The following is a 15,220-nucleotide window of genomic DNA, read 5'->3' on the forward strand; positions in this document are numbered from 1 at the left end:
AGGCCACGTCGGCGCCGCCCCCTCCCCGGGGCCCCTCTTTCGGATCCCGCCCGGGGGCCCGGTCCGCCCTTTCGGGGCGCCGTGACGTCGAGCGGCCCGATGCGGGGGATCCGGGCGACCTGGTGCGGGTGATCCGGGCGACCTCGTGCGCGGGAGAGGCCCTAGCCGGTCCGTTCCAGCTCGTGGCGCAGGTCGTCGAGCTCGTTGCCGCCCGCCATCTGGCGCGTGAGTTCGTCCAGGGTGACGGAGTCCCGGGTGTGGCTGCCCACCATCGTGCCCCTCTTCAGCAGCACGAACCTGTCCCCCACGAGGTGGGCGTGGTGCGGGTTGTGGGTGATCAGCACGACGCCGAGGCCTCTGTCGCGGGCCGCGGCGACGTACCTGAGGACCACGCCGGACTGCTTGACGCCGAGGGCCGCGGTGGGCTCGTCCAGGACGAGGACCTTCGCGCCGAAGTACACCGCGCGCGCGATGGCGACGCACTGGCGTTCGCCGCCCGACAGGGTGCCGATGGGCTGGTCGACGTCGCGCAGGTCGATGCCCATCTTGAGCAGTTCGGCGTGGGTGGTGCGGCGCATGAGGTCGACGTCGAGGCGTTTGAAGGGGCCGGCGCCCTTCCTCGGCTCCGAGCCCAGGAAGAAGTTGCGCCAGACCGGCATCAGCGGGACGACCGCCAGGTTCTGGTGGACCGTGGCGATGCCGCGGTCCAGGGCCTCGCGCGGCGACGACAGCGTCGTCTCCTCGCCGTCGATCCGCAGGACGCCGCCGTCGGGCCGGTGGAGCCCGGAAATGATCTTGATCAGGGTGGACTTGCCCGCGCCGTTGTCGCCGAGCACGCAGGTGACCTCACCCGCGTGGACCTCCAGAGCGACCCCTTCGAGTGCCCGGGCGGCGCCGTATCGCTTGCTGACGTCGGTCAGCTCGACGAGTGTCACTTCGAGGCCTCCGCACGCTTGCGGACCCAGGCGTTGAGCAGAGTCGCGAGGAGCAGCATCGCCCCGAGGAAGAACGTGAACCAGTCGGGGTTCCACTCGGCGAAGACGATGCCCTTGCTGGTCATGCCGAAGATGAGCGCGCCGACCGCGGAGCCGACCGCGCTGCCGTAGCCGCCGGTGATCAGACAGCCGCCGATGACGGCCGCGATGATGTAGATCAGCTCGTTGCCCACACCCTCGCCGGACTGGACGACGTCGTAGGAGAAGAGCAGGTGCTGGCCCGAGATCCAGGCCCCCAGGGCGACGCCCGCGTACAGGCCGACGGTGGTCCTGGTGACCGGGACGCCGACCGCGCGGGCCGCGTCCTTGTCGCCGCCCACGGCGAAGATCCAGTTGCCGGCGCGGGTGCGCAGCAGGATCCAGGAGGCGAGCGCGACCAGGGCCAGCCACCACAGGACGGTGATCTTGAGGTCGAGTCCGCCGATCGTCAGCGTCGAGGCGAACACGTCGTGGGCGGAGGCGAAGCCCTCCATGTCGGCGACGGTCTTCGTGGACACCGTGCCGTCGACGAGCTTGGTGAAGCCGAGGTTCATGCCGCCGAGCATCAGGAACGTGCCCAGCGTGACGATGAAGCTGGGCAGCCGGGTGCGGGTGAGCACCAGCCCGTTGACGACGCCGACGGCGAGGGTGACCAGCAGGGACACTCCCACGCCGACCCAGACGTTCGCCGTCGCCTGGTAGCTGAACATCGACGAGAGCAGCGCCGAGGACGTGACCATGACGCCGGCCGAGAGGTCGAACTCGCCGCCGATCATCAGCAGCGCGACGGGGACGGCCATGATCCCGATGGTCGACGACGCGTAGAGGACGGTGCCGAGGCTGCCCGCCCGCAGGAAGCCGTCGGCGGCCAGGGCGAAGAAGACGAAGACGGCGAGCGCGCCCACGACGGAGCCCAGTTCCGGGCGGGTCGCCAGTCTGCGCAGGGGCGAGACCTGAAGAAACCTTCTCTCAACCGGTTCGCCGGAGATCGCGCTCATCGGGTGCCCCGCTCGGTGTACGCCGCCAGCGCCGCCGCCTGGTCCTTGGTGACGATCTGCGGACCGGTCAGCACGGGCGCGCCGCCGCCGAGGACGTCGCCGTTGTACTTGTACAGCCACAGCAGGTCGACGGCCTGGTAGCCCTGGAGGTACGGCTGCTGGTCGACGGCGAAGCCGAGGTCGCCCTTGCGCAGCCCCGCGGCGACCTTGGCGTTGAGGTCGAAGGTGTCGATCTCGGCCTTGCTGCCCGCGCCCCGCCTCGCCTGCACGGCGGTGTCGGCGTACGGGGCGCCGAGGGTGACGACCGCGTCGATCGCGGGGTCGGCCTGGAGCTTGGCCTCCATCGCGGACTGCACGTCGGGCATGTTCGCGCCGTTGACGTAGAGGTTCTCGACACGGCCCGCGAACGTCTTCGCGACGCCCGCGCAGCGCTGTTCGTGGCCGACGTTGCCCTGCTCGTGCAGGACGCACAGCGCCTTCCTGCGGCCCCGCTCGTTCAGTTCCTCGCCGACCGCCCGGCCCGCGATCGCCTCGTCCTGGCCGATGTGGGCGAGCGCGCCGAACGCCTTGGACTCGGCCGAGCCCGAGTTCACCGTGATCACGGGGATGCCGGCCTTCGCGGCGCGGGCGAGCGCCGCCTTCATCGCGGCGGGCTTGGCCAGCGTGACGATGATGGCGTCGACCTTCTTGTCGACCGCCGCGTCGACGAGCTGGGCCTGCTGCTGGCCTTCGTCGTCGTGGGAGTACAGGAAGTCGATGTTGTCCTTGCGCGCCGCCTGCTCGGCGCCGCTCTGGACGATGTCCCAGAACGTGTCCCCGTCACCGGAGTGCGTGATCATCGCGAACGTCCAGCGGGGCGTGTTCACCGCCGCCCTGCCCTGGGCGGCCGCGGCCTCGCGGGCGTCCTCCGCGCGCTTGCCGCCGGTCGCGCTGCATCCGGCCAGGGACACGACGAGTGCCCCCGCCCACGCGATCCCTGCCCGGGTCCGAAATCGTGCCACGAGGCCGTGCCCTTCTTGCCGTGCTCTGCCGTGCTTCGCCGTGTTCGGCGTCCACGCGCGTCCGGTGACCGCTCACCGGACGCAAACGCCCAAGTATCGAACACGGCCCTCGGCGGTCCGGCGGCCGGGGAGCGGCGATCGCTCACCTTGTCCGGACATCCGGTCACATTGTCAGGACAAGGTGACCAACGGCGGACGCGTGCGGGGGTGGGGGCCGACGCCGGAGCGGCGGTGTGCTCGGGGGCGTTCGGGGGCGGACGGAGACGCTCGGGCTCCGGGGGCGCGGGGTGCACCAGGCGCGCAGGGGCCGGGTGCCGGCCGGGCAGCCGCCTCAGGGGCGCACGAGCAACTGGAACTCGAAGGAGTAGCGGGACGGCCGGTAGATGTGGTCGCCGAACTCGACCGCGCGGCCCGTGTCGTCGAAGGTCGTGCGCTGCATGGTCAGCAGCGGGGCGCCCTCGGCCTCGGCGAGCCGGTCGGCCTCGGCGGCGGTGGCGGCACGCGCCCCGATCGACTGCCGGGCGCTGTGCAGGGTGATGCCCGCGGTCCGCATGAGCCGGTACAGCCCCGTGGCCTGCAACTGGTCGGTGTTCAGGTCGAGCAGCCCCGAGGGCAGGTGGTTGCACAGGTAGGCCATCGGCTCGCCGTGCGCCAGCCGCAGCCGCTCCACCCGGTGGACGTCGCTGCCCTCGGTCACCCCGAGCGCGGCCGCGACCTCGGCGGACGCCTGGACCACGGTGTTGACCAGGACCGTCGTGGCGGGGCGCTGCCCGGCCGCCTCCAGATCGTCGAAGAGGCTGCTCAGCTCCAGCGGCCGCTTCACCTGGCTGTGCACCACCTGCGTGCCGACGCCCCGGCGGCGGACCAGCAGCCCCTTGTCGACCAGCGACTGGATCGCCTGGCGGACGGTCGGCCGGGACAGGCCGAGCCGTGCCGCCAGCTCGATCTCGTTGCCCAGGAGGCTGCCGGGAGTGAGCGATCCGTGCTCGATCGCGGCCTCCAGCTGCTGCGCCAGCTGGAAGTACAACGGCACCGGAGAGGTTCGGTCCACACGTAGTTCTAGCTGCACGGTCGGGTCCACTTCTGGTTTCGGCACGGCCCGAGCGTAGCTCCGGGACCGGTTGACGGGAAGTTGTGTAGTTCGGTTGTCCGGACATACGCATTGACAGGGTGCGGCCTGCGACGCCACTTTGGTCTCATGCGCATCGGGGTCATCGGGACGGGCCGCATAGGCACCATTCATGCGAACACACTCAGCCGTCACCGCGAGGTCGGATCCCTCATCCTGACGGACGCGAACCACGCGCGGGCCCAGGAGCTCGCGCTGCGGCTGGGAGAGACGGCCGCTCCCGGCGTCGACGAGATCTTCCGGTGGGGCGTGGACGCCGTGGTGATCACGACGGCGACGTCGGCCCACGCCGAACTGATCGGTCGGGCAGCACGCTCGGGCCTGCCGGTCTTCTGCGAGAAGCCGATCGCCCTCGACCTGGCCGGCACCTTGCAGGCGATAGCCGAGGTCGAGGCCGCCGGAACGATCCTCCACATGGGCTTCCAGCGCCGCTTCGACGCGGGGTACACCGGGGCCCGGGAGGCGGTGCGCTCGGGCCGGCTCGGCCGTCTGCACACGATCCGGGCGCTGACGTCCGACGAGTCGGCTCCGTCGGCCGCCTGGCTGCCGGTGTCCGGCGGCATCTACCGGGACGCGCTGATCCACGACTTCGACTGCCTGCGCTGGGTGACCGGGCGGGAGGTGGTCGACGTCTACGCGGCCGGGTCCGACGCCGGGCCCGCGATGTTCCGCGCGGCGGGCGACGTCGACACGGCGGCCGTGCTCCTCACCCTCGACGACGGCGCGCTCGCCACGGCGACGGCGACACGGCTGAACGGCGCGGGCTACGACGTCCGGATGGAACTGGCCGGGGAGCTCGACCAGATCGTCGTGGGTCTCGACGACCGCACGCCGATCGCGTCCACCGAGCCCACGGGCCCGCCGGCCGCGGACAAGCCGTGGTCCGGGTTCCTGGAACGGTTCGGGCCGGCGTACGAGGCGGAACTGAACGCCTTCGTGGACGTCGTCAGGGGTACGCGCGAGAACCCGTGCGACGGTCGCGAGGCCCTGCACGCCCTGCGGATCGCGGAGGCGTGCGAGGTGTCCCGGCACGAACGCAGGGCGGTCGCCCTCGCGGAGATCCCGGCGGCGACGGTGGGGTGAGCGCAGCGCGCCCGCTGCCGGCGGACGCGAGGGGCGGGGAGGGCGGGCGTCGGGCAGGCGGCATGGGGGCGTGGCCCGGTGAGCGTGCGGGCCGGGCGTCCCAGGGCGCCGACCCGTCACCGGGCCCGCGGGCGTCGTGCCGGTGGGGCGTCGTGCCCATCGGGCGTCGCGGGAGGCATCGGTGGGGGCGGGATGGCCCGGACCCGGCCTAGTGTGCGCCGCGCCGGCCGTCCTCGCCGGACGCGCCGTCCGCCCCCTCGTCGAGGAGGCCGGCGTCGTACGCCAGCAGCGCGATCTGCACCCGGTTGGTGAGGCCGAGCTTGGCCAGCGCCCGGGAGACGTGGGCCTTGACGGTGGCGACGCTCATGAACAGCTCGGCCGCGATGTCGGCGTTGGACAGGCCCCGGCCGACCGCCACGGCCACCTCCCGCTCGCGCTCGCCCAGGCCGGCGAGCCGCTGGCGCGCGTGGGCGCCCCGGGTGTCGGCGCTCGTGCCGGCCGCGTGCGCCATCAACTGCCGGGTGACCGTGGGCGACAGGACCGGATCGCCGGCCGCCACCCGGCGCACCGCGTCGACGATCTCGGCGGGCGGGGTGTCCTTGAGGACGAACCCGGCCGCGCCCGCGCGCAGCGCCCGCAGCACCTGCTCGTCGGCGTGGAAGGTGGTGAGCACCACGACCTGCGGGCCGTCCTCGCGGGCGCGCAGCCGTTCCGTGGCGGTGATGCCGTCGACGGCGGGCATCCGGATGTCCATCAGGACCACGTCGGGGCGGGTGCGCTCCACGAGCTCCTCGACCTCGCCCCCGTCGGCGGCCTCGCCGACGATCTCGATGTCGTCGGCGCCCCCCATCATGAAGGCCAGACCGGCCCGCACCAGGGGATCGTCGTCGACGAGGAGCAGTCGGATCGCAGTCATGGGGCTACGTAACCACGGTTGCGGCCCGCGGGTCGCCGTACCCGGGACGTTCCGCCCCCTCAGCCACACGGGGCCGCAAGTACCGTGCCGGGCGGGGCGGTTCATCCCCAGGGCAGCCGGGCGCGCACTTCGAACCCCCCGTCCGGGGACGGGCCGTGCGTCAGGCGTCCGCCCGCCAGCGTGGCCCGTTCGGTCAGGCCGATCAGTCCCTGGCCGGAGCCCGGGACGGGCGGCACCTCCCCCTCGGGCGCCGGATTGCTGACGGTCACCGCGAGCCCCTCGCCCGGTCCGCCGGCGACGGTGACGGCGACCTCCGCGCCGGGGGCGTGCTTGCGGGCGTTGGTCAGCCCCTCCTGCGCGATGCGGTACGCGGTGCGGCCGACGGACGCGGGGACGGCCCCGGCGTCCACGACGCGCTGGTCCAGGGTGACCTTCATGCCGGCCTCGCGGGACTCGGCGACCAGCGCGTCCAGGGCCGCGAGCGTCGGCTGGGGACGTCCCGTGTCGTCGGCTTCACCGGCCCGCAGCACGCCGATGATCTCCCGCAGGTCCTGGAGCGCCTCGTGGGCGCTCTCCCGGATGACCCCGGCCGCCCGCGCGATCTCCTCACGGGGCGCGTCGGGACGGAACTCCAGAGCGCCGGCGTGCACGCTGAGCAGGGTGAGCCGGTGGGCGAGCACGTCGTGCATCTCCCGGGCGATGGCCTCGCGGGCCAGCCGCTGCGCCTGATCGGCGCGTAGCCGGGCCTCCGTCTCGGCGCGCCGGGCCCGGTCGCGCAGGCTGAGGATCAACTGCCGCTTGGAGCGGACGAACATGCCCCAGCCGATGAAGGTGACGGTGAACAGCACGCTCCACGCCACCGACGGGCCGTAGGCGAGGGTGGGGTCCGGGCGCGCCCAGGCGAGGAGCGGGATCAGGGCGATCTCGGCGCCCCCGACCCAGGCGATGCAGCGGAACGGCCGGTGCACGGCGAGGGTGAAGAGCGCGACCGCGCAGGCGCCGGCCGAGGTCGTCGACAGGAAGCCGAGCGGGACCGTCGTGGCCGCCAGGGCGAGCGGCCACCGGCGGCGCAGCCAGACGGCCGCGCAGGCGAGGGCGCCCAGCGTCTGGTCGACGACGGCGAACGCGCGGGGGAGGTCGTGGTCCGAGGGGAAGGCGTCCGCCACCACCAGGGCGATCGCCACCGCCAGCAGGAAGCAGCAGGTGTCCACGGCCCAGTCGCGCGCGGTGCGCCGGTGCGGCCGGCCGGGATGCCCGGCGTCCGCGTCCAGGGCGGCGACCAGCGCGGACGGCAGCAGCCACCGGCGTCCCGTGAACCCGGGGGCCGTCCGTGCCGCCTCGTCGTCTGCCCTCATGGTCGACAAATCTACGCAGGAGGCGGTCGCGTCACCTCCCCGTGGACGCGATCGCCTACCGAAGGGACGAGACCATCGACCGAAGTCGCGGAGACGGCCTACTTCCGGCCCGGGCGGACCGCAGTCACCCGCGTGCGCGGAGGTAGGCCTCCAGCTCGGCCGATCCGGACAGCATCGCCCGGGCGCGGGCCGACACCCGGGTCCGCCAGTCGAGCAGGGCGGCCGCCAGGGGCTCCGTTCCGCCGGCCTCCCGCACGCGGGCGATCAGCGGGGCGATCTGCTCCAGGAGGTAGCCGCCCCGGCGGAGCTGGTGGGCGAGCCGGGCGTCCCGCGCGTCGGCCTCGTCGTAGACCCGGTAGCCGGTGCGCGCGTCCCGGGCCGGGCGCACCACCCCGGCCCGTTCCCAGGCGCGCAGCGTCGCGGAGCGGACGCCCAGCTCCGCGGCCAGCCGCCCGATGAACCGTCCGGCCGGACCCGAGCGGGTGTCGGCCTCGGGCCCGCCCTGCCGCTCCAGACCGCGCAGGGCCCGCTCCACCGCCTCCAGGGTCCGCCGGTCGTCACGGAGGAGGACGTGGCTCTCGTCGACGAGCCGCAGCGCGTCGTCGACGGCTCCCTGGTCGACGGCCCGCATGATCGCCGTCGCCGTCGCATGGCCGTGGCCCGGCACGAGCGCCACGAAGGCGCGCAGCGCCGCCGCGTGCAGCGGGGTGTAGACGCGATGGCCGGAGGGCGTGCGCGCCGCGGCGGGGAGGATGCCGGCCTCCTCGTAGTTCCTGACGGCCTGCGTCGACAGACCGTGCCGACGGGCCAGGTCGACCGGGCGCAGCCGATGACCGCTTTGAGGTTCTGACCGCATCGACCTGCCGAAATCGCGTAAAAGTCTCCACCGAAACTTCAACGATAGCGTTTCACGCATGGCCAACGACCGCACCGGCTCCCACGACCTCACCCGCTCGACCGATCCGGCCGATCCGGCCGACGCGACGGACGCGACCGCCCCCACAGGCCCTCCCCGTCCACCCCTGCCTGCCGGCGTCGCCGAGGTCGAGGACCTCGTCCGTCCGCTGGACGCCGCCGCCGTCATGGGCATGCTCCCGGGGCGGCCGCGGGTGCTGGCCCTGGGCGAGCCGACCCACGGCGAGGAGACGTTGCTCGACCTGCGCAACGACGTCTTCCGCGCGCTCGTCGAGGAGGAGGGGTACCGGACGATCGCGGTCGAGAGCGACTGCCTGAAGGGGCTCGTCGTGGACGACTGGGTCGCCTCGGGCGCCGGCTCGCTCGACGACGTCATGGCACGCGGCTTCAGCCACCCCGGCCTCGGGCCGGCCGCCTCGACGGCCAACCGCGAGCTCGTGCGGTGGATGCGCCGGTTCAACGACGGCCGGCCCCCGTCCGACCGGCTGCGCTTCGCGGGCGTCGACGGGCCGCTGGAGATCACCCACGCCGCGAGTCCCCGGCAGGCCCTGACCGCGCTGCACGCGTACCTCGCGGCCCGGGTCGACGCCGGCCTGCTGCCCTGCGGGGCGGACGAGCTCGACGTCCTGCTCGGCGCGGACGACCGGTGGACCGATCCCGCCGCGATGACGGACCCGTCCCGCTCCACGGGACGGTCGCACGACGCCGTCCGGCTGCGGATGCTCGCCGACGATCTGACGGTCCTGCTCGACGCGCAGTCGCCGCGTCTGATCGCGACGACCTCACGGGACGCCTGGGACCGAGCGCGTCTGTACGGGCGCACCGCGACCGGCCTGCTGCGGTACCACCACGCGATGGCCGACGCCTCGCCCGCCCGCATGACCCGGCTGTGCGCGCTGCGCGCCGCGATGATGGCCGACAACCTGCTCGCGCTCGCCGCCCGGGGTCCGGTCCTCGTCCACGCCCACAACGCCCACCTCCAGCGGGAGGAGAGCTCGATGCGGATGTGGCAGGGGCCGGTGCGGTGGTGGAGCGCCGGCGCGCTGGCGGACGCCCGGCTCGGCGCGGACTACGCCGTCCTGGCGACCGCCCTGGGCTCCCTGCGGGGCCACGGGGTGGACGCCCCGCCCCCGGACACCGTCGAAGGACGTCTGTACGCACTGGAGCGGGACCGCTGTCTCGTCGACGCGCCCCGGCTGGCCGCGGCCCTCGGCGACCCGCCGCCCGCGGCCCGCGTCTCGCCCTGGTTCGGCTACGCCCCGCTCGACCCGGCCCACCTCGGCACGTACGACGGGGTCGTGTTCGTGAGGGACGTGTCCGGCGCTCGGTGAAACACGTGCCGGGCGGGGGCAGGTCGGCCGGCGGCTCGCCTCAGCCCGCGTCGGTGGAGAACAGGCCGCCCGTCGGCCCCTGCTTGTCGCCGCCCTGCGCCTTCCTCAGGGCGTTGGCGAGGCTCTCGATGGTGAGGGACTGGAGGATGACGCGGCCGCTGCCCTCCAGGGTGGCCAGGGACAGGCCCTCGCCGCCGAACACCGCGTTCATGACCCCCTGCCGGTCGAGACCGCCGACGCGCTGGACGCCGTACCGGATGCCCTCCTCGAAGGCGACCACGCAGCCGGTGTCGACCTCGATGCGCCCGCCGAAGTCGGACGGGTCCAGGTCGATGAAGTTGCCGGCGCCGGCGATGATCACCGTGCCGCGGCCGGTGAACTTCTCCAGGACGAAGCCCTCGCCGCCCTTCGTTCCGGTGCGGCCGCCCTGGAAGGCGATGCCGAAGTCGACGGTGGACTCGGCGGCCACGAAGGCGTCCTTCTCGGCGAACCACGCGCGCGTGCCGTCGAGCTCCAGCGCCCGCATCTCGCCGGGCAGGACGCCCGCGAAGGCGACCGTGCCCTCGCCGCCCCGGGCGGTGAAGTACTGGAACGCCAGGGACTCGCCGGCCAGGGCGCGCTGGCCCATCTGCATCGCGGTGCCCATCGCCTGACGCAGCATGCCGCCCATGCCGCCGCTCCCGGCGCCGCCGCCCTGCGGCTGTCGGGCTCCGCCGCCCGACGGGCCGCCCAAACGGGTCTCCATGGTCACGTCGACCGTCTTGAACAGGAACTTCCCGGCCTCGCAGTACACGGTCTGCCCGGGCCGCAGGCTGACGACGGCCATCTGCATGGCGTTGCCGACGATCTCTTGCCTAAGGGTCACAGAAGAAGAACGTCACAGCCGGAGGAAAGAGTTCCGCTTCTCTCCCCCGCTCACCCGAACGCCTCGGCGGGAGCTCGACGTCCGTTCGCCGCCGGTGCCGCGGACCCGCGGCGGCTGGGATGGACCCATGACGAACCACGGATCCACGAAGACCGGCGAGAAGACCACCGAGAAGACCGCCTCCCCGACGCCCTCCCCGACGGCGGCGGCCAACGGCCCGCTGCACGGCAGGGCCGCCCTGGTGACCGGCGGCAGCCGCGGGATCGGAGCGGCGACGGCCCTGCGGCTCGCCCGGGAGGGCGCGGACGTCGCGGTGACGTACGTGAACGGCGCGGACGCGGCCGAGGGCGTCGTGCGGGCCGTGCGGGCCCTGGGACGGCGGGCGCAGGCGCTGCGCGCGGACGCCGCGGACCCCGACGAGGCGGCGGGCGCGGTGGAACGCGCGGCACGGGCGCTGGGGGGCCTCGACGTCCTGGTGAACAACGCGGGCGTCGGCATCCTCGGCCCCCTGGAGGAGCTCTCCCCGGCCGACGTCGACAGGGCGCTGGCCGTGAACGTGCGCGGCGTGTTCCTGACCTCGCAGGCGGCCGCCCGGCGGATGCCCCGGGGCGGCCGGATCATCACCGTGGGCACCTGTATGACCCAGCGGGCGCCCGGGCCCGGCGGCACCCTGTACGCGATGAGCAAGGCGGCTCTGATCGGGTTGAACCGGGCCCTCGCCAGGGAGCTCGGACCGCGCGGCATCACCGCGAACCTGGTCCACCCCGGCCCCATCGACACGGACATGAACCCGGCGGACGGCCCCCATGCCGCCGGCCAGGCGTCGGCCACGGCGCTGGGCCGTTTCGGCACGGCCGAGGAGGTGGCCGCGACGATCGCCCACCTGGCGTCCGCCGCCTACGTCACCGGAGCCGAGTTCGCCGTGGACGGCGGCTTCACTGCGTGACCCCGCCGGCGCCGGGGTCACCGAGGGCGACCGGGACCCCGGTCGAACCGCGCCGCTCCCGGTTCAGCCGCCCAGTTCCTGGTGGCGGGCGGTCAGGGCCGCCGTGCCCGCCTCGGTGAGGGAGCCGAACAGGCGCAGCCGGGAGATGCCGCCGTCGGGATAGATGTCCAGCCGCGCGTGGGTGCCGACGGCGGGGGCCGCCAGGACGAAACGGTGGTTGGTGTCGGGCTGGAGCCGGGTGCGCGGGAGGATCTGCGTCCACTCGCCGTCCTCGCCGTCCCGGACCGACACCGAGGCCCAGCCGGCGCTGTTGCCCTTGAGGTAGGCCGTGTCGATCTCGAGCGCGCGGATCCGCGCCTGGGCCGTGAGGCGGTAGCGGATCCAGTCGTTGCCCTGGTCGCGGCGGCGGCGGGTCTCCCAGCCGTCGTCCATCTTGTGGGAGCGGCCCGGCTGGATGGTGTTGGAGGCCGGGGAGTAGAAGAGGTTCGACGCGTCCTCCGCCCGGCCGCCGTTCTCCAGGGCGACGACGTCGAAGGCGCCGAGGACCGCCAGCCACTCGGGGTCGGGGACGATCTCGCCGTGCACCCGCAGCCGGGCGATGCCGCCGTCGGGGTGCTGGTTGACCCGCAGGTGGGTGAAGCACTGCTCGACCGTCACCGGGAACCCGTTCGCCGCGTGGCCGCCGACGGGCGTGCGCGGGACGAGCGTCGTCCACTTCACGTCGTCGCCGAGAAGCTCCCGCGGGGACGGCGAGCCCGGCACCCGGGCGCCCTCGATGGACACCGCCTGCGGGTAGTTGCCGCGGAAGTGGGCCGTGTCGACGACGATGCCCCGGATCACCCCGGGCGCGCCGAGACGCACGAGGGCCCAGTCGTGGTCGTCGGGGGCGGGCCACGGGTGCTCGGCGTCGGTCCCTCGCCTGCGGCGCGTCTCCCAGCCGTCCATGATCTTGCCCTTGTGCCCGAAGTGCTCCGGGTCGAACACGGCGGGGCCGGGCAGCAGCAGGTTCTCCCGCTGGGCGAAGAACTCGTCGTTGGCGGCGACCACCGCCGCGCCGAGCCGCCGGTCGGCGAGATCGGTGTGACGGGTGAAGGGGAGGTCGGCGGTGCGGTAGTCCGCGTACGGGTCGCCGCCGCCGTAGGGGTTCGCGTCGCCGGTGAAGCTCTGTATCGCCGTCACGGTGATCAGGTCTGCCTTTCGGGGTCGGCCGGTGCGGGCGCCGGCGCCGGCACGGGGGCGGGACGTCGTGGTGCGGGACGTCAGGGGGTGCGGGTGAGGAGCCGGCCCTGCGGTTCGGTGAACTCGCCGTCGGCGAACACGCGTCGGCCGCGCAGCCAGGTGGACTTCACGACGCCGTACAGGGTGCGGCCGGCGTAGGCCGTGACCGGGTTGCGGTGCTGGAGGGCGGCCGGGTCGACGGTGAAGGACTCGTCGGGGGCGAGGACGGCGAAGTCGGCGTCGCGGCCCGCCTCGACGGCGCCCTTGCGGGAGAGTCCGGCCAGGGCGGCGGTGCGGGCGGACATCCAGCGCACGACGTCCTCCAGGCCGTGGCCCCGTCCGCGCGCCTCGGTCCACACGGCCGCGAGGCTGAGCTGAAGGCCGGAGATGCCGCCCCACGCGGTCGCGAAGTCGTCCGTCTTGAGGTCGGCCGTGGACGGGGAGTGGTCGGTGACCACGCAGTCGATGGTGCCGTCGGCGAGGGCCTGCCAGAGCAGGTCCTGGTTGGCGGCCTCGCGGATGGGCGGGCAGCACTTGAACTCGCTGGCGCCGTCGGGCACTTCCTCGGCCGTGAGGGTGAGGTAGTGCGGACAGGTCTCGACGGTGAGGCGGACGCCGTCGGCCTTGGCGGCGGCGATCAGCGGCAGCGCGTCGCCCGAGGACAGGTGCAGGACGTGCACGCGCGCGTCCAGGCGCCTCGCCCGGTCGATGAGCCGGGCGATCGCGGTGTCCTCGGCGTCCCGCGGGCGGCTGGCCAGGAAGTCCGCGTACCGGGGGCCGGGGTGCTGCGGCGCGGCCGCCAGGTGGTGCGGGTCCTCGGCGTGCACGATCAGCAGGCCGTCGAACCCGGCGATCTCGGCGAGGGAGCGGGCGAGACCGTCCTGGTCGAGGTGGGGGAACTCGTCCACGCCCGACGGGGAGAGGAACGCCTTGAAGCCGAAGACGCCGCTGTCGTGGAGCGGACGCAGGTCCTTGACGTTGTCGGGCAGCGCGCCGCCCCAGAAGCCGACGTCGACGTGCGCCCTGCCGGCCGCCGCCTCCCGCTTGATCCGCAGGTGGTCGACCGTCGTGGTCGGCGGGAGCGAGTTGAGGGGCATGTCGACGAGGGTGGTGACGCCGCCGGCCGCCGCCGCGCGGGTGGCGGTCCAAAATCCCTCCCAGTGGGCGCGGCCCGGGTCGTTGACGTGCACGTGGGTGTCGACCAGGCCGGGCAGCAGCACGTCGTCGCCGAAGTCCTCGACCCGGGCGCCCCGGGGGACGGCGGTGTCGTGGGGCAGGACGGCGGTGATCGTGCCGCCGGCGACCGCGACCGCGGCGGGGCGCGTCCCCCGGGGGGTGACGACGCGCGTCGAGCGCAGGACCAGTTCCGCCTCGGACATCTGCGTCATGCCGGCCGCCTCGGACACCGGGACCCCTCTCTGCCGTCGTCGACGTCCATCCATCGGAATTCAACGTTCTGTTGAAGGAGTCTTCACTCCCGCCTCCGCGCCGTCAAGAGCACACTTCTCCACAGTGCACCCGCCGTCGACACTCTGGACGTTTCCATAAAGCGGAATTATCATTCCGACAGGCAGAACGTAGCTACGCGCCGGCGAGGAGTCAACCGACCCCCCGGTAGGCTTCAGCCCTTCCCGCCGGTTTCGAAAGGAACGCGCCCGTGCCGACGTCCAGCGCCAGCACCAACGACTCCGCCAAGTCCGCCGGCGGAGGGGTCCAGTCCCTCGAGCGCGCCTTCGATCTGCTGGAGCGGATGGCGGACGCGGGAGGCGAGGTCGGCCTGAGCGAACTGTCCGCGAGCAGCGGCCTCCCGCTGCCCACCATCCACCGCCTGATGCGCACCCTGGTGGCCTGCGGTTACGTCCGTCAGCAGGCCAACCGCCGCTACGCCCTGGGCCCCCGGCTGATCCGGCTCGGCGAGTCCGCCTCCCGGCTGCTGGGCACCTGGGCCCGCCCCTATCTGGCACGCCTGGTCGAGGAGACCGGCGAGACGGCGAACATGGCACTGCTCGACGGCGACGAGATCGTGTACGTGGCGCAGGTGCCGTCCAAGCACTCGATGCGGATGTTCACCGAGGTCGGCCGGCGCGTCCTGCCGCACTCCACCGGCGTGGGCAAGGCCCTCCTGGCGGGCCTGCCGGACCACGAGGTGCGCGCGCTGCTCGCCCGCACCGGCATGCCGGCCGCGACGGAGAAGACCATCACCACCCCCGACGGCTTCCTCGCCGCGCTCGCGGACGTACGACGGGCCGGGTACGCGGTCGACGACAACGAGCAGGAGATCGGCGTGCGCTGCCTGGCGGTGTCCGTGCCGGACTCCCCCACCGCGGCGGCCGTCTCCATCTCCGGACCGGCGGGCCGGGTCACGGAGTCGGTCACGGAGCGGATCGTGCCGGTGCTCCAGCAGGTGGCGGCGGAACTGTCCCAGGCCCTGGCCAACCAGGGGTCGGGGACCCCCACCCCGTAGGACGCGCGCCGCGCCGGCGCCCCCC

Annotated in this window: 14 protein-coding genes; 4 read left to right on the forward strand and 10 right to left on the reverse strand. The window is 73.8% G+C overall.

Going from position 1 to position 15,220, the window contains the following annotated elements; genetic code table 11:
- Nucleotides 1-161 precede the first annotated feature (161 nt).
- The 4 genes from KMS84_RS13270 to KMS84_RS13285 form a co-directional block, all read right to left on the reverse strand.
- Nucleotides 162-935, reverse strand: a complete 774-nt coding sequence (locus KMS84_RS13270; RefSeq protein ID WP_256916388.1) for an ATP-binding cassette domain-containing protein — start codon at nt 933-935, stop codon at nt 162-164.
- Complete coding sequence (locus KMS84_RS13275; protein WP_256916389.1) at nt 932-1,972, reverse strand: ABC transporter permease; 1,041 nt, start codon at nt 1,970-1,972, stop codon at nt 932-934. The genes KMS84_RS13270 and KMS84_RS13275 overlap by 4 nt, the downstream gene beginning before the upstream one ends.
- The gene (locus KMS84_RS13280) at nt 1,969-2,973 is read right to left on the reverse strand and encodes a sugar ABC transporter substrate-binding protein (protein WP_256916390.1); all 1,005 of its coding nucleotides are present in this window, start codon (nt 2,971-2,973) and stop codon (nt 1,969-1,971) included. The genes KMS84_RS13275 and KMS84_RS13280 overlap by 4 nt, the downstream gene beginning before the upstream one ends.
- Nucleotides 2,974-3,304: 331 nt before the next feature.
- Complete coding sequence (locus tag KMS84_RS13285; RefSeq protein ID WP_256916402.1) at nt 3,305-4,042, reverse strand: GntR family transcriptional regulator; 738 nt, start codon at nt 4,040-4,042, stop codon at nt 3,305-3,307.
- Nucleotides 4,043-4,171: 129 nt separating this feature from the next.
- Here KMS84_RS13285 and KMS84_RS13290 point away from each other — a divergent pair, with 129 nt between their 5' ends.
- Nucleotides 4,172-5,185 carry a Gfo/Idh/MocA family protein gene (locus KMS84_RS13290; protein WP_256916391.1) on the forward strand — a complete coding sequence of 338 codons (1,014 nt, stop codon included), beginning with the start codon at nt 4,172-4,174 and terminating at the stop codon, nt 5,183-5,185.
- Nucleotides 5,186-5,393: 208 nt separating this feature from the next.
- On the opposite strand, the gene KMS84_RS13295 is transcribed toward KMS84_RS13290, so the two are convergent.
- The 3 genes from KMS84_RS13295 to KMS84_RS13305 all read right to left on the reverse strand — a co-directional run bounded on the left by KMS84_RS13295 (nt 5,394) and on the right by KMS84_RS13305 (nt 8,312).
- Entirely contained in the window at nt 5,394-6,101 is a 708-nt protein-coding gene (locus KMS84_RS13295) for a response regulator (protein WP_256916392.1), read from the reverse strand.
- A gap of 101 nt (nt 6,102-6,202) precedes the next feature.
- Complete coding sequence (locus KMS84_RS13300) at nt 6,203-7,456, reverse strand: sensor histidine kinase (RefSeq protein WP_256916393.1); 1,254 nt, start codon at nt 7,454-7,456, stop codon at nt 6,203-6,205.
- Between the two features lie 124 nt (nt 7,457-7,580).
- A complete protein-coding gene (locus KMS84_RS13305) occupies nt 7,581-8,312 on the reverse strand; it encodes a MerR family transcriptional regulator (protein WP_256916394.1) in 732 nt (243 codons plus the stop codon).
- A 226-nt stretch (nt 8,313-8,538) separates the two neighbouring features.
- Here KMS84_RS13305 and KMS84_RS13310 point away from each other — a divergent pair, with 226 nt between their 5' ends.
- Entirely contained in the window at nt 8,539-9,702 is a 1,164-nt protein-coding gene (locus KMS84_RS13310) for an erythromycin esterase family protein (protein ID WP_256916403.1), read from the forward strand.
- Between the two features lie 40 nt (nt 9,703-9,742).
- Here KMS84_RS13310 and KMS84_RS13315 read toward each other — a convergent pair whose 3' ends face one another.
- Nucleotides 9,743-10,567 carry an AIM24 family protein gene (locus tag KMS84_RS13315; RefSeq protein ID WP_256916395.1) on the reverse strand — a complete coding sequence of 275 codons (825 nt, stop codon included), beginning with the start codon at nt 10,565-10,567 and terminating at the stop codon, nt 9,743-9,745.
- Nucleotides 10,568-10,694: 127 nt separating this feature from the next.
- Here KMS84_RS13315 and KMS84_RS13320 point away from each other — a divergent pair, with 127 nt between their 5' ends.
- Entirely contained in the window at nt 10,695-11,513 is an 819-nt protein-coding gene (locus KMS84_RS13320; protein ID WP_256916396.1) for an SDR family oxidoreductase, read from the forward strand.
- 63 nt (nt 11,514-11,576) lie between these two features.
- Here KMS84_RS13320 and alc read toward each other — a convergent pair whose 3' ends face one another.
- Entirely contained in the window at nt 11,577-12,692 is a 1,116-nt protein-coding gene (gene alc / locus KMS84_RS13325; RefSeq protein WP_256916397.1) for an allantoicase, read from the reverse strand.
- Between the two features lie 80 nt (nt 12,693-12,772).
- Nucleotides 12,773-14,110 carry an allantoinase AllB gene (gene allB / locus KMS84_RS13330; RefSeq protein WP_256916404.1) on the reverse strand — a complete coding sequence of 446 codons (1,338 nt, stop codon included), beginning with the start codon at nt 14,108-14,110 and terminating at the stop codon, nt 12,773-12,775.
- Between the two features lie 278 nt (nt 14,111-14,388).
- Here allB and KMS84_RS13335 point away from each other — a divergent pair, with 278 nt between their 5' ends.
- Nucleotides 14,389-15,195, forward strand: a complete 807-nt coding sequence (locus KMS84_RS13335; protein WP_256916398.1) for an IclR family transcriptional regulator — start codon at nt 14,389-14,391, stop codon at nt 15,193-15,195.
- Nucleotides 15,196-15,220 lie beyond the last annotated feature (25 nt).

The organism is Streptomyces hilarionis (genome assembly GCF_024539675.1).
Taxonomy (GTDB): Bacteria; Actinomycetota; Actinomycetes; order Streptomycetales; family Streptomycetaceae; genus Streptomyces; species Streptomyces hilarionis.